Annotated in this window: 16 protein-coding genes and 1 pseudogene; 14 read left to right on the top strand and 3 right to left on the bottom strand. The window is 61.8% G+C overall.

What is annotated here, in order from left to right; genetic code table 11:
• Nucleotides 1-32: 32 nt before the first annotated feature.
• Genes AC0IW7_RS02415 through AC0IW7_RS02405 form a run of 3 tightly spaced genes read left to right on the top strand, consistent with a single transcriptional unit; the run spans nt 33 to nt 2,307 of the window.
• Nucleotides 33-1,040 (top strand): class I SAM-dependent methyltransferase, encoded by a 1,008-nt coding sequence (locus AC0IW7_RS02415; RefSeq protein ID WP_471815561.1) that lies wholly within the window; start codon nt 33-35, stop codon nt 1,038-1,040.
• 35 nt (nt 1,041-1,075) lie between these two features.
• On the top strand, nt 1,076-1,774 hold the full coding sequence (locus tag AC0IW7_RS02410; protein ID WP_471815560.1) for a glutathione S-transferase N-terminal domain-containing protein: 699 nt from the start codon (nt 1,076-1,078) through the stop codon (nt 1,772-1,774).
• A complete protein-coding gene (locus AC0IW7_RS02405; protein ID WP_471815608.1) occupies nt 1,774-2,307 on the top strand; it encodes a GNAT family N-acetyltransferase in 534 nt (177 codons plus the stop codon). Before AC0IW7_RS02410 ends, AC0IW7_RS02405 begins: the two co-directional genes overlap by 1 nt.
• Here AC0IW7_RS02405 and AC0IW7_RS02400 read toward each other — a convergent pair.
• Nucleotides 2,304-3,146: a LysR family transcriptional regulator gene (locus tag AC0IW7_RS02400; protein ID WP_471815559.1), complete on the bottom strand. Its 843-nt coding sequence runs from the start codon at nt 3,144-3,146 to the stop codon at nt 2,304-2,306. The two genes, AC0IW7_RS02405 and AC0IW7_RS02400, sit on opposite strands and share 4 nt — an antisense overlap.
• 110 nt (nt 3,147-3,256) lie before the next feature.
• On the opposite strand from AC0IW7_RS02400, the gene AC0IW7_RS02395 reads away from it, so the two are divergent.
• The 9 genes and pseudogenes from AC0IW7_RS02395 to hutG all read left to right on the top strand — a co-directional run bounded on the left by AC0IW7_RS02395 (nt 3,257) and on the right by hutG (nt 11,547).
• Entirely contained in the window at nt 3,257-3,970 is a 714-nt protein-coding gene (locus AC0IW7_RS02395) for a haloacid dehalogenase type II (RefSeq protein ID WP_471815558.1), read from the top strand.
• 116 nt (nt 3,971-4,086) lie between these two features.
• A complete protein-coding gene (locus AC0IW7_RS02390) occupies nt 4,087-4,977 on the top strand; it encodes a hypothetical protein (RefSeq protein ID WP_471815557.1) in 891 nt (296 codons plus the stop codon).
• A gap of 163 nt (nt 4,978-5,140) precedes the next feature.
• Nucleotides 5,141-5,432 (top strand): annotated as a pseudogene (locus AC0IW7_RS02385) (hypothetical protein).
• Between the two features lie 94 nt (nt 5,433-5,526).
• Nucleotides 5,527-5,868: an FKBP-type peptidyl-prolyl cis-trans isomerase gene (locus tag AC0IW7_RS02380; RefSeq protein WP_122494584.1), complete on the top strand. Its 342-nt coding sequence runs from the start codon at nt 5,527-5,529 to the stop codon at nt 5,866-5,868.
• 90 nt (nt 5,869-5,958) lie between these two features.
• Nucleotides 5,959-6,705, top strand: coding sequence for a sulfite exporter TauE/SafE family protein (locus AC0IW7_RS02375; protein WP_471815556.1), 747 nt, complete (start codon nt 5,959-5,961; stop codon nt 6,703-6,705).
• Between the two features lie 2 nt (nt 6,706-6,707).
• Nucleotides 6,708-7,613, top strand: coding sequence for a DMT family transporter (locus AC0IW7_RS02370; RefSeq protein WP_471815555.1), 906 nt, complete (start codon nt 6,708-6,710; stop codon nt 7,611-7,613).
• 158 nt (nt 7,614-7,771) lie between these two features.
• Nucleotides 7,772-9,445, top strand: a complete 1,674-nt coding sequence (gene hutU / locus AC0IW7_RS02365; RefSeq protein WP_471815554.1) for a urocanate hydratase — start codon at nt 7,772-7,774, stop codon at nt 9,443-9,445.
• Nucleotides 9,446-9,515: 70 nt separating this feature from the next.
• Complete coding sequence (gene hutI / locus AC0IW7_RS02360) at nt 9,516-10,724, top strand: imidazolonepropionase (RefSeq protein WP_471815553.1); 1,209 nt, start codon at nt 9,516-9,518, stop codon at nt 10,722-10,724.
• Nucleotides 10,725-10,728: 4 nt separating this feature from the next.
• The gene (hutG, locus tag AC0IW7_RS02355) at nt 10,729-11,547 is read left to right on the top strand and encodes an N-formylglutamate deformylase (protein ID WP_471815607.1); all 819 of its coding nucleotides are present in this window, start codon (nt 10,729-10,731) and stop codon (nt 11,545-11,547) included.
• A 3-nt stretch (nt 11,548-11,550) separates the two neighbouring features.
• Here the strand turns inward: hutG and AC0IW7_RS02350 are convergent, their stop codons facing one another.
• Nucleotides 11,551-11,994, bottom strand: coding sequence for a hypothetical protein (locus AC0IW7_RS02350; RefSeq protein ID WP_471815552.1), 444 nt, complete (start codon nt 11,992-11,994; stop codon nt 11,551-11,553).
• A 118-nt stretch (nt 11,995-12,112) separates the two neighbouring features.
• Between AC0IW7_RS02350 and pip the strand changes: the two genes are divergently transcribed.
• On the top strand, nt 12,113-13,084 hold the full coding sequence (pip, locus tag AC0IW7_RS02345; RefSeq protein WP_122494571.1) for a prolyl aminopeptidase: 972 nt from the start codon (nt 12,113-12,115) through the stop codon (nt 13,082-13,084).
• Nucleotides 13,081-13,518, top strand: coding sequence for a D-aminoacyl-tRNA deacylase (dtd, locus tag AC0IW7_RS02340; RefSeq protein WP_471815551.1), 438 nt, complete (start codon nt 13,081-13,083; stop codon nt 13,516-13,518). Before pip ends, dtd begins: the two co-directional genes overlap by 4 nt.
• Here dtd and AC0IW7_RS02335 read toward each other — a convergent pair whose 3' ends face one another.
• Entirely contained in the window at nt 13,519-14,106 is a 588-nt protein-coding gene (locus AC0IW7_RS02335; protein WP_471815550.1) for a DsbA family protein, read from the bottom strand.
• Nucleotides 14,107-14,194: the final 88 nt, after the last annotated feature.

The raw sequence follows: 14,194 nt of genomic DNA, 5'->3' as shown, positions 1-14,194 counted from the left end.
CTGCGCCGCTTTACCCGCCGCGATAAACCGTCATGCACAGTCCCGCTCTAGCCGCTCTTCACACCCACCTGCTGACCGAACTGGCCGGCGACCTCAGCCATGCGCGCCGGTTGTTTCACGGCCGTGGCCTGCGGTGGCCTGGGCTGGAGGAAATCACGGTCGACTGGCTGCAAGGCGTGGTGTTGGTATGGCTGTTCCGCCAACCCAGTGATGACGAGTTGGCGGCGCTGACGGCAACGTTGTCGAACCTAACGCATAGCCCCGAATGGCAACGTGCTCAGGCGCACAGCCTGCTGCTGCAACACCGCTACAAAGAAGGCGATAACGCGCAAGGTGAGCTTCAGCGTAGCCGCGCCGAATGGATTGTGGGTGGGCCGCATGAACAGTGGATCATCAGCGAAGACGGCCTGCGCTTTGAGCTGGACCTCGGCCAGAAGCAGAACACTGGTCTGTTTCTGGACATGCGCTACGGCCGGCGCTGGGTGCGCGCGCAGGCCGACGGCAAACGCGTGCTCAATCTGTTCGCCTACACGTGCGGGTTCTCGGTGGCGGCGCTGGCCGGTGGCGCTCGCCAGGTGGTGAATCTGGATATGGCCAAAGGCGCCCTCAATCGTGGCCGCGACAATCATCGCTTGAACGGGCAAGACCTCAGTCGCGTGAGCTTTCTCGGTCACGAACTGTTCAAGTCGTGGAGCGCGGTGAAGCGCCACGCGCCGTACGACATGATCATCATCGACCCGCCCACGTTCCAGAAAGGCAGCTTCGCCCTGACCCAGGATTACGGCAAAATTCTGCGCCGTCTTCCCGATCTACTGAACCCCGGCGGCGTGGTGTTGGCCTGCGTGAACGATCCCCATATTGGCCCCGACTTTCTGATCACCAGCATGGCCGAACACGCCCCGGCGCTGCGCTTTGAACAGCGCTTGGACAACCCACCCGAGTTCGCCGATGTGCACGAGCACGGCGGACTCAAAGCCCTGGTGTTTCGCCAGGTCGGCGACGGGCAAAATGCGCCTGCGCCGGACGCGCAAAACCCCTAAGCTGCCTCGCTTGCATTCCCGTAAAGGAGCTTCGCATGTCTGACTTGTCCGCGTTTCCCATCACCGCTAAATGGCCGGCGCAGCACCCTGAGCGCATTCAGCTGTATTCGTTGCCCACGCCCAACGGCGTGAAAGTGTCGATTCTGCTGGAGGAAACCGGGCTGGCATACGAGCCGCACAAGGTGCGCTTTGATCAGAACGATCAGTTGTCGGCGGAGTTCTTGTCGCTCAACCCGAACAACAAGATTCCGGCGATTCTCGACCCCAACGGCCCGGACGGTAAGCCGCTGATGTTGTTCGAGTCCGGTGCGATTCTGCTGTACCTGGCGGACAAGGCCGGCGCGTTTATCCCTAACGATGCGGCTGACCGTTACCAGACTATCCAATGGCTGATGTGGCAAATGGGCGGCGTCGGGCCGATGTTTGGCCAGTTGGGTTTCTTCAACAAATTTGCCGGCAAAGACTACGAAGACAAACGCCCGCGCGACCGCTATGTCGCTGAGAGCAAGCGCCTGCTTGGCGTGCTCGACCAGCGCTTGCAAGGCCGCGACTGGATCATGGGCAGCGCCTACAGCATCGCTGATATCGCCACCTTTCCGTGGGTACGCAATCTCATCGGCTTCTACGATGCAGGCGATCTGGTGGGCATCGATAACTTCCCCGAGGTCACCCGCGTGCTGAACACCTTCCTTGAGCGTCCGGCCGTGATCAAAGGCCTGACCATTCCAGAATGATGACCCGCCAACCCATCATCCGAGACGCCCGCGACGACGACATGCCGGCGGTGCAAGCCATCTATGCCCAGCATGTGCTCACCGGCATCGCCAGCTTTGAACTGCAAGCGCCGAGTCTGGAGGAAATGCACCGCCGTCGCGGTGATGTGCTGAGCAATGGTTTGCCGTATCTGGTGGCCGAGCTTGCCGGCGAAGTGGTCGGCTACGGCTATGCCACGCTCTACCGTCCGCGCCCGGCTTACGGCAACACGGTGGAAGATTCGGTGTACGTGAAAGACGGCATGGGCGGGCGCGGCATTGGCCAGGCGCTGCTGGGCGAGGTGATCGATCGCTGCATCGCCAACGGCCGTCGGCAGATGGTGGCGGTGATCGGCAACAGCGAAAACCACGGCTCCATCGCCTTGCACACACGCATGGGGTTTCGCCTGGTGGGCGTGTTCGAGTCGGTGGGCTTCAAGCATGGCCGCTGGGTGGACACCGTGCTGATGCAGCGCCGTCTGGGCGACGGTGCCGACACGCTGCCCGACGCTTAAGCCGTCATCACCTGCTCGTGCAGCAGCGCGAGCAGCTCGCGTTGCAGGGCGGTCACCACGCCGCCACCGCTGACCAGGGCCAATTCGCTAGGCGCTAATGCCGGCATTCCTGCGCACACGTGGTGCTCGGCAAGCACGGCGCTGGTGGGCAATACCGATAGGCCAAGCCCCGATGCCACGGCTGCCTGGATGCCGGTCAGGCTATGGCTGGCGAATGCCAGGCGCCACGGTCGTTTGGCTTTGTCCAGGCTGCCGATAGCGCGTTGGCGGTAGAGGCAGCCTTGCGGAAACAGCGCCAGCGGCACCGGCTGATCGCTCAACTGCAGGCGCGGACTTTTCACCCAGACCAAGTCTTCCGGCCAACTGGCCAGGCAGTCGCCGCTGCCGCGCTCGCGTTTGATCAGGGCGATATCCAGCTCGCCGTTTGCCAGTTTTTCCCGCAGGTCGGTGCTCATGCCGCTGACCGTTTCCAGCCGCGCCTCTGGCCGCGCCAGTGTGAAACCGGCGAGCAGGGCGGTCATGCGTTGGGCATCGAAATCTTCCGGCACACCCAGGCGCAGGGGCAATAGCGTGCCATCGCTGGCCAGGGCTTCTTCGGCTTCCTGCGCCAGGCTGAGCAAGCGACGGGCGTAGTGCGCCAGCAGTTCGCCTTGCGCGGTGGGCGTGACTTGGTTGCCGCTGCGGTCGCGCACCAGCAGGCAATGGCCCACGGTTTCTTCAAGCCGCCGAACCTGTTGGCTGACGGTCGATTGCGTGCGGTGCACCCGTTCACCGGCGCGCGTGAAGCTACCTTCATCGACCACGCACACCAGGGTTTTCAGCAGTTCGAGATCGAGCAAACGGCGCACCTGCTTAGTTGATAGTCCACTGAGGGGAAGAGGTTAATTTAATTTAACACTATGCAAAAGCGCTTCTATGCTGGCCGCTCATCTCTTTCAGGAGCGGGCCCATGTCCCTTGAACACACCCCTCAGCCGTTGTGGCTGACCTTTGATTGCTACGGCACGCTGATTCAGTGGGACGAAGGGTTGTTGGCCGCTGTCGGCAAAATGCTCAGCCAGCGGCCGGGCCATGCCATTGAGCCGGCGCGGTTTATCGAGGTGTATGACCGGCACGAGCACGCGCTGGAGCAAACGCCGCCGCACCGCTCGTTTCGCCATGTGACGCGCGAAGGGCTGCGTCTGGCCATGGAGCAACTCGGGCTGCCGTCCAGCCCGGCCGATGGCGAGTTGCTGGCCGACAGCATCAGCGCGATGCCGCCGTTTCCTGAAGTGCCCGCTGCGCTCGCACAGTTGAAAGCGATGGGCTTCAAGCTGTGCATTGTTTCCAATACGGATGACGACATCATCGCCGGCAATGTCGCCCAGCTCGGCGGCCATATCGACCGCGTCATCACCGCCCAGCAAGCCGGCGCTTACAAGCCGGCGCCGCGCCTGTTTGAGTTCGCCCATGAGCAGTTGGGTGTGGGCCGCGACGAGGTGGTGCACATCTGCGCCAGCCCGCACCTGGATCACGCCGCCGCGCGGGACATGGGCTTTCGTTGCGTGTGGGTTGACCGCGGCACCGGCCGCCAGTTGCTGCCTGACTATCGGCCCGACGCGACGGTTTCCACCCTCGATCAGGTACCGGCGCTATTGGCCAGCCTAGGCTGGGCGCGCGGTTAAGCGGCGACGCCGTCTCGATTAAAGCCTGAACCATTTGCCAGACCTCACACTCAAGTTTTATAGGCCCCACGTAGGAATCGCGGGGCCATAAAGCGCAATGCGTGAGGAAAAAAATAATGTTGAATTCAGATGCTTATGTTGCTGCCTTGGATGAATCTTCAACCGCCTCTGGCGTTTCGTGGGCGGCAGTATTTGCAGGCGCTGTTGCGGCTGCAGCACTGTCGCTGATCCTGCTGTTGCTGGGCTCCGGCCTTGGCTTTTCGGCTATTTCGCCGTGGGCCGACAAGGGCATCAGTGCAGAAGGGTTGGGCATTTCGGCGATTATCTGGCTGGCGTTCACCCAGTTAGTGGCGGCCGCTATGGGTGGTTACCTGGCGGGCCGTTTGCGTAAACGCTGGGCGACGCTGCACGACGACGAAGTGTATTTCCGCGACACCGCTCACGGCTTCCTGGCCTGGTCGGTGGCCACCCTGCTGACGGCGACGTTGGTGGTGGGCTCGGTTAGCACCTTGATCGGCGGCACCGCGCAAGTAGGCGCCACGCTGAGCACTAGCCCGGCCACGCAAGACATGGCCAACGCTGATAACAGCGACAGCTATTTCATTGACGTGCTGTTCCGCGACAGCCGTGGTGCGCCGGTTACTCAGGACGCTGCCCACGATGTAGCCGCGCGTATTTTCGCCCGCAATCTGGCCTCTGACGACGGCGCGCTGAACGCCGACGACCGTGCGTACCTGGCGCAGTTGGTCGCCCAGCGCACCGACCTCAGCCAAGCCGATGCCCAAGCCCGCGTAGACGCTGTTTACGGCCAGGCGCACCAAGCGGTGCAAGAGCTGAAAGTAGCGGCCGATGCGGCCAAGAAAGCCGCGACCCACGCCACCCTGTGGATGTTCGTTGCCCTGTTGATCGGCGCCTTTGTGGCCAGCTTCGCTGCCATTTTCGGTGGCCGTAGCCGTGACGCGGTGGTGATTGTCGACGACCGTCGCACCGCCACTACCCTCCGTTAATTAGCCGGTCACTACGTTTTCGAAAGGAGAACACCAATGCGTTCATTACTGCTGTGGTTCCTCGGTATCCCAATTCCAATCATCATTTTGATTGCTCTGCTGACATAGCAGAAAACCCTGGGGCGCTTATTGCGCCCCTTTTGCTAAAAAGGAGAAACACCCCATGGCGACTCCTGTGATCCATTACAAAACCGCTGGTCATTTGGCGTGCGGTCGGGAAACCGGCCAACTCGCTGCGACCACGGAATTGGCGCGGGTGAAATGCCGTACCTGTCGAAACTCCGAGGCGTTCAAAAGCGCGCGCAAAGACACCCGCAATGCGGCGCGTCGTGCGGCACGCAAAGAAGGCCACCCACAGTTCTCTTGACTGGCGCGCAGGATGGCGCGAGCAGATTGGCGCGTTGCCGGGCCACAACCGACTACCCCGTGGTTTCGGCAGCCAGCCGTTTGTGTAAGTAGTAGCGGGTGGAAGAGGGGCCCGGCAGGCGACTGTCGGGCCTTTTTCGTTGTGCAGTAAACTTCACGCCTTCATTGGGCCTGGAGCAAATCATGAGCGACGAACTGCAGATAGAAGACCTGACCCTGGGCGAGGGCAAAGCGGCGGTGAAGGGCGCGTTGATCACCACGCATTACCGCGGCTTTCTCGACGACGGCAGCGAATTCGATTCTTCGTTTGAACGCGGCAAACCTTTCCAGTGCGTGATCGGTACTGGCCGGGTGATCAAAGGATGGGATCAAGGCCTGATGGGCATGCGCGTTGGCGGAAAACGGATGTTGCGGGTGCCGGCGCACCTGGCCTATGCCGAGCGTGGCATGGGTTCACGGGTGCCGGCGAATGCCAATCTGCGCTTTGAAATCGAATTGCTGGAAGTGCTGACGCGCGACGACTAAAGCTGCGAGCGGCGTTCTGGGTCCTATGTCTAACCCGCGCGCTTGAGCGGCGCGGCTATACTGCCGAGCTTTGTTGGCGAGGATGCTCTGGTGTTGGACGTTGTGAGTTTTGTTTTACTCGGTATGGCCATGGGCACCATGGGCGGTCTGTTCGGCATCGGCGGCGGGCTGGTGACCATTCCAATCCTGGGCGTGCTGTTCAACCTCGATCAGCAACTGGCCCAAGGCACCGCGCTGTTGATGGTGCTGCCCAACGTGCTGCTGGCGCTGTGGCGCTATAACCAACGCAACCGCATCGTGCCGCGCAACGCGCTGATGCTGATTGTGCCGAGCTTCTTCCTCGCCTGGCTAACGTCTTTGTTTGCCGTACGCCTCGACCCACAGGTAATGCGCATCGCCTTTGTCGGCTTTCTGTTGCTGCTGGTGCTGTTCAACGTCGGCCAGATGTTTTGGCAAAAACCTGGCGGCGAACGGCAATTGCGCCATGAGAACCGGCTATGGCTGTTGGGCGCGTTGTCGGGCATGACCGGCGGGTTGTTCGGTGTCGGCGGCGGCGTGGTGGCTACGCCGGTGCTGACCAGCCTGTTCGGCGCCACACAAGTGGTGGCGCAGGGGTTGGCGCTGGCATTGGCGGCACCTTCCACCGGCATCACCCTGGTGACCTACGCCCTGCACGACCATGTGAATTGGGCGATGGGCATTCCCTTGGCCGTCGGCGGCTTGCTCAGCATCAGTTGGGGCGTGCGTCTGGCCCATGCGTTGCCCGAGCGCGTGCTGCGTTCGCTGTTTTGTGTGTTCCTGGTCATTTGCGGCGCGCTGCTGCTATTGAAGGTGTAGGCATGACTGAACCCGCCCAAGAGCAGGGCTGGCACCACCTGTTTCCGCTGGTCACGGTGATGATCTGGAGCGGCAATACGTTGGTGACCAAGCTGTCGTCCGGGCTGATAGCGCCGGCGTCGATCACGTTTTATCGCTGGGCGCTGGCGTTCCTGTTGCTCTCGCTGTTTATGCTGCCGAGCGCCTGGCGTGCGCGCCGCCAGTTGCTCGGCTTGCTGCCCAAATTGTGGGTGCTTGGGTTGTTGGGCATGCTGGTGTATCAGGGCCTGGCGTACTTCGCGGCGGCCAGTACCAGCGCGACCAATATGGGCATTTTGATCGCCTTGTCGCCGCTGTTGTCCTCGCTGTTTTCCAGCGTGCTGACCGATGAGCGCTTGACGCAGGGCGCGTTGGCCGGCGGCGTGGTGTCGTTTGCCGGTGTGCTGTGGTTGATCAGCGGCGGACAGCCGCAAGCGTTGCTGCATTTTCAGCTCAGCCACGGCGATGCGCTGATGCTGTTGGCGGTGATGGCCAACGCCTTGTATGGCGTGTTGCTGCGGCGCTGGAATTTCGACCTCAGCCGCTGGCTGCAACTGTATGTGCAAATCGCCTGTGCGCTGGTGTTCCTCACGCCCTGGTTTTTGCTCAGCACGCCGTCGCCCTTAACCCGCGAGAACTTGCCGCTGGTGCTGTATGCCGGCACGTTGGCATCCATCGGCGCGCCGTGGTTGTGGATCAAAGGCATTCAAACCCTGGGGCCGGCGCGGGCCAGTCTGTATATGAATTTGATGCCAATCACCGTCGCCGTAGCCGCCATGTGGCTGCTGGGCGAAACCCTAGGCTGGCACCATTTGGTCGGCGGTAGCCTGGCGTTGGCCGGTGTGTGGATGGGCCAGCGGCTGCGCAAACCGTTGCGCCAGAGCGCTTGATGCTCCAAACGCGCAGGCGCTCGCCCTGCGCGATTTCCTTCCTTTTAGTGTTTTTGCAGGCCTGGGCTTTTCAGCGCGGCTGACTGCGTGCTTTACTTGTACATACAAGTTCGTACGAGTTGTCTTATCTTCCGCCTGCGGGCGTCTGGGAGCCTTTCATGAGCACATCTAGTCGTTACCGTGACACCGTCGTGCGCGCCGCCCGTGGCACACAACTCAGCGCCAAAAGCTGGATGACCGAAGCGCCGCTGCGCATGTTGATGAACAACCTCGACCCGGAAGTGGCCGAGAACCCGAACGAGCTGGTGGTGTACGGCGGCATCGGGCGCGCCGCGCGAGACTGGGAATGCTACGACGCCATCGTTAAAGCGCTCATCGCCCTGGAAGACGACGAAACCTTGCTGGTGCAGTCGGGCAAACCGGTTGGCGTGTTCAAAACCCACAGCAATGCGCCGCGCGTGTTGATCGCCAACTCCAACCTGGTACCGCACTGGGCCACCTGGGAACATTTCAACGAACTGGATGCCAAGGGCCTGGCCATGTACGGCCAAATGACCGCCGGCAGTTGGATCTACATCGGCAGCCAGGGCATCGTGCAAGGCACCTACGAAACTTTCGTCGAAGCGGGCCGCCAGCATTACAACGGCAACCTCACCGGCAAGTGGGTGCTCACCGCCGGCCTGGGCGGTATGGGCGGCGCGCAACCATTGGCAGCGGGCATGGCCGGCGCCTGTTCGCTGAACATTGAATGCCAGCAAAGCCGCATCGATTTCCGCCTGAAAACCCGCTACGTCGACGAACAAGCCGACGACCTCGACGATGCCCTGGCGCGTATCGCCCGTTACACCGGCGAAGGCAAAGCGGTATCCATCGCCCTGTGCGGCAACGCCGCCGACATTCTGCCGGAGCTGGTGCGCCGTGGCGTTCGCCCCGATATGGTCACCGACCAAACCAGCGCCCACGACCCGCTGAACGGCTACCTGCCCAGCGGCTGGACCTGGGACGACTACCGCGCCAAAGCGCAAACCCAGCCGGCCGAGGTGGTGAAAGCGGCCAAGCAATCAATGGCCGTGCACGTTGAAGCCATGTTGGCGTTCCAGAAAATGGGCGTGCCGACCTTCGACTACGGCAACAACATCCGCCAAATGGCCAAAGACGAAGGCGTAGCCAACGCCTTCGATTTCCCCGGCTTCGTGCCAGCCTATATCCGCCCGCTGTTCTGCCGTGGCGTCGGCCCATTCCGCTGGGCCGCGCTGTCGGGCAACGCTGAAGACATCTACAAAACCGACGCCAAGGTCAAAGAGCTGATCGCCGACGATGCCCACCTGCACCGCTGGCTCGACATGGCCCGCGAGCGCATTGCCTTCCAAGGTTTGCCGGCGCGCATCTGCTGGGTTGGCTTGGGTCAGCGCGCCAAACTGGGCTTGGCGTTCAACGAAATGGTGCGCAGTGGCGAGCTGTCGGCGCCTATCGTCATCGGCCGCGACCACCTCGATTCCGGATCGGTGGCCAGCCCGAACCGTGAAACCGAAGCCATGCGCGATGGGTCGGATGCAGTGTCCGACTGGCCGCTGCTCAACGCATTGCTGAACACCGCGAGCGGCGCCACCTGGGTGTCGCTGCACCACGGCGGCGGCGTAGGCATGGGCTTTTCCCAGCACTCGGGCATGGTGATTGTCTGCGACGGCACCGATGAAGCCGCAGCGCGTATCGCCCGTGTACTGCACAACGACCCGGCGACCGGCGTGATGCGCCACGCCGATGCCGGGTATCAGATCGCGATTGATTGTGCCGAGGAGCAGGGCTTGAACCTGCCGATGATCACGCGGTAATGCTTTGCTCCCCTCTCCCGGAAGCGGGAGAGGGAACTGAACGTAAACGCTTCACTGGCTCGGAGGCTCCATGCAGCACCTTTGGTTCAACTGCCACGCCGCCACCCTGGCCGGCGGCGCGTATTCGAACATCGAGAACGCCGCCATCGTCACGGCCAAGGGGCTGATCCAATGGATTGGCCCCTACGCCGAGGTGCCCTCCGCCGACTACGCCCAGCGCCATGACTTACACGGCGCCTGGGTTACGCCCGGCCTGATCGACTGCCACACCCACGCGGTATTCGGCGGTAACCGCAGCGCCGAGTTCGAGCAGCGCTTGCAAGGTGTGAGCTATGCCGAAATCGCTGCAGCCGGCGGCGGCATTGCCAGTACCGTGCGCGCCACCCGCGCGGCCAGTGAAGATGAATTACTCGCCAGCGCCACCCAACGCGTCCGCGCGCTGCTGCGTGATGGCGTGACCACCCTTGAAATCAAGTCTGGCTACGGCCTGGATCTGGCCAACGAACGAAAAATGCTGCGGGTCATCCGGCGTCTGGGCGACACGTTGCCAGTGACGGTGCGCAGCACCTGCCTGGCGGCGCATGCGTTGCCGCCCGAATTTGCCGGGCGCAGCGATGATTACATCGACCACGTGTGCACACGAATGCTTCCCGCGCTGGCAGCGGAAAATTTGGTCGATGCGGTCGACGCCTTCTGCGAGCACTTGGCGTTTTCCCCAGCCCAGGTGGAGCGAGTCTTTGTCGCCGCGCAGGCCTTGGGCTTGCCGGTGAAGTTGCACGCCGAGCAACTTTCTTCGCTGGCGGGCTCGAGCCTGGCGGCCCGGTATCAGGCGTTGTCGGCGGATCATTTGGAATTCATGACGGCCGACGACGCCAAGGCCATGGCCGCCGCCGGCACCGTCGCGGTGTTATTGCCCGGCGCGTTTTATTTCCTGCGTGAAACCCAGTTACCGCCCATTTCGCTGTTGCGTGAACAGGGCGTGACCATGGCGATTGCCAGCGACCTGAACCCCGGCACCTCGCCCGTTTTGTCGCTGCGGCTGATGCTGAATATGGCGTGCACCTTGTTCCGTCTCACCCCGGAAGAAGCCTTGGCTGGCGTCACACTCAACGCGGCAAAAGCGCTGGGTTTGGGCGCCAGTCATGGCAGTCTTGAAATGGGCAAGGTGGCCGATTTCGTCGCCTGGGAAATCGCCCAGCCTGCGGAACTCAGTTACTGGCTGGGCGGCGATTTGAACAAGCGGGTGATCCGCCATGGCCGGGAGCTGATTGATGTCTGACTTGATCGAACGTCCTTACGAACTCGCCCAGGGCACGGTGCCGCTGCTGATCAGCATGCCCCACGCCGGCCTGCAACTGACGCCCGCCGTGCAAGCCGGTTTGGTGCCCCAGGCGCAAGGCTTGCCGGACACCGACTGGCATATTCCGACGCTCTACGCGTTCGCTGCCGACCTGGGCGCCAGCACCTTGGCCGCGAACTATTCGCGCTATGTGGTGGACCTCAACCGTCCAGCCGACGACCGTCCGTTATATGCCAGCGCAACCACTGGCCTTTTCCCCGACACCTTATTCGACGGCGCACCGCTGTTTATCGAAGGCGGCGTACCGTCGGCATTGGAACGTGAGCGCTATTTGCAGGAAATCTGGACGCCCTATCACCGCGCGCTGAACGACGAATTGGCGCGGCTCAAAGCGCAGTTTGGTTATGCGCTGTTGTTCGACGCACACTCGATTTGTTCGCGAGTACCACGTCTGTTCGACGGCAAATTGCCCGACTTCAACCTGGGCACCAACGACGGCGCCAGTTGTGCTGCCGAGCTGGCGGAGCTATTGGTGCAGGTGTGCGCGCGGTCACCGCGCTACAGCCATGTGCTTAATGGTCGCTTCAAGGGCGGGCACATTACCCGTCATTACGGGCGTCCGGCTGAGCGGGTGCAGGCAGTGCAGCTGGAGATTGGCCAGTGCATTTATATGGATGAACAAGCGCCGTTCACCTTCCGGCCGGAACTGGCCGAGGACGCGCAAGTGGTACTGCGTGGATTGTTGCGAACCTACCTGGCGTGGGCGCAGACGCATTACGCCGGCGAAGCCGACGCCCTCTGATTCTTACTCCCAATTGATGCGCGCCAACTTCCATTCCTTGCCTTCCAACCACCACTCCAGTTTCACGCTGTAGTGGTTGGCGTTGTCGGGTATCAAACCTTCGGCGCCAGTAACCGCCACTTGCGCCTCGGTGTAACCCTTGCTGGACGAGGCGGGGTCGAGGGTGCTGGTTTTGCTCAGGGCAATCACCCGTACGTTTTTGTAGCGCAGAAACAGGCCGAGCATGGTGCGCTTGGCCCACTCGCTGTCGTACTGCTGCTGGGCGCGAAACTCGGGGTGCAGCTGTTCCATGACGTCGCTGCTGCGCTTGGCTTCAAGGTTGTCTTGTAACTGCTGCACGGCGGCTTCCAGTGAGGCCTTGGGATCACTGTTTGAGCAACCGGCAAGCACGGTCAGCGCCAAGGCGATAAACCACAAGCGGGCAAAGGGAATTATCCGGTCTGGCATGCTCAACTCCGTTTTCATGGTTATGATGCCCGGCAGAGCTCAGGCGCCTTGCCGGGAAAATGTACCCGACCTTCAGGGATTGCGCGTGGCAGCGTCTTAATTAACAAGGGAGTGCAGCATGCAGACTTTGTATCCGGAGATTAAGCCTTACGCGCGCCACGAATTGGCCGTGCAGGCGCCGCACGTGCTGTATGTCGATGAAAGCGGCACGCCGGAAGGTCTTCCCGTGGTCTTTCTGCATGGCGGCCCTGGCGCCGGTTGCGACGGCGCCAGCCGCCGTTATTTCGATCCTAACCAATACCGAATCATCACCTTCGACCAGCGCGGCTGCGGGCGCTCCACGCCCCACGCCAGCCTGGAAAACAACACCACCTGGGATCTGGTCGCCGACCTCGAAGTGATTCGCCAGCATCTGGGCATCGACAAATGGGTGCTGTTTGGCGGCTCGTGGGGCTCGACCTTGGCGTTGGCCTACGCGCAAACCCATCCTGAACGTGTGCACGCCCTGATTCTTCGCGGCATTTTTCTGTGCCGTCCTCAGGAAATTCGCTGGTTTTACCAGGAGGGCGCCAGTCGCCTGTTCCCCGATTATTGGCAGGATTATGTGGCGCCGATTCCGCCGGAAGAGCGTCACGACTTGGTTTCGGCCTTCCATAAACGCCTGAGCGGCAGCGACCAGATTGCGCAAATGCATGCCGCCAAAGCCTGGTCGACGTGGGAAGGCCGCACCGCCACGCTGCGCCCAAACACGCAGGTGGTGGAACGCTTCAGCGAGCCACAGCGGGCACTGTCGATTGCCCGGGTGGAGTGCCATTACTTTATGCACAACGCGTTCCTTGAACCGGACCAGCTGATTCGCGACATGCACAAGATTGCCCACCTGCCCGGCATCATCGTGCACGGGCGCTACGACATGATCTGCCCGCTGGACAACGCCTGGGAACTGCATCAAGCCTGGCCCAACAGCGAGTTGCAGATTATTCGCGACGCCGGCCATGCCGCTGCCGAGCCGGGCATCACGGATGCATTGGTGCGCGCCGCGGAGCAAATCGCCCGCCGCCTGCTTAATCTGGCACCGGACGAAGCATGAAGGGACTGATTCAACGCGTCACTCAGGCGCGTGTCGATGTGCCGGGCGAAACCGTTGGCGCCATCGATCAAGGGCTCCTGGTGCTGGTCGGCGTTGAACCGCAAGACAGCAAAGCCAGCGCCGACAAGCTGCTGCATAAATTGCTCAACTACCGGGTATTCAGCGATGCCGCCGGCAAGATGAATGTGTCGCTGACTGAGGTGGCGGGCGGGTTGCTGCTGGTCTCGCAATTCACCCTGGCTGCCGACACCAAAAGCGGCCTGCGCCCGAGCTTTTCCACTGCAGCGCCGCCAGCGTTGGGCGCCGAGCTGTTCGACTATCTGGTTGAACAGGCGCGGGTAAAGCACCCGGTGGTTGCCACCGGGCGTTTTGGTGCGGATATGCAGGTGTCGCTGGTGAATGACGGACCGGTGACGTTTCTGCTGGAAACCTGATTAGCGATTCAACGCTTCGGCCACGAAATCCAGCCGATCCTGGCCGAAATGCATTTCTCCATCGACAAAGAACGTCGGCGCACCAAAGGCGCCGCGTTTGATCGCGTCTTCGGTGATGTCTTTCAAACGCTGCTTCACCGTTTCGTCATTCACCAGCCGCTCGAACTCCGCCGGCTCCAGCCCGGCTGCGCTAAGCACCTGCGCGACCACTGCCGGATCGCCCATGTTTTTCTGCTCAACCCACATCGCGGTGAACACCGCCTTCACGTACGGATGGAAATTCGCGCTACCCAAATAACCGGCCGCGCCGCGCATAAGGACCAAGGTGTTGATCGGAAAAAACGGATTGAACGCCATCGGCACGCCGTAGCGGGTGGCGAAGCGCGCCAGGTCGCCAAAGGTGTACTTGGCCTTGGCCGGAATCGCCACGGGCGACTGGTTGCCCGTGGCCTTGAACACGCCGCCAAGCAGCATCGGTTTCCAGGTGATTTCCACGCCGGCATCGGCGGCAATTTTCGGCAGTTGAGTCCACGCCAGGTAGGTGGTGGGGCTGCCGAAGTCGAAGAAGAATTCCAGGGTTTTACTCATGTTTTGATCCGCTGTTTTTGTTGATTATCGGAAGGTGCCGTTACCGAGTTCGAGGTTTTCGGGGCTAAGGCATTGCAAGGCGCCCCGC

Source organism: Pseudomonas sp. AC229, assembly GCF_979254655.1.
This window is presented reverse-complemented; position numbering and strand designations above follow the sequence as displayed.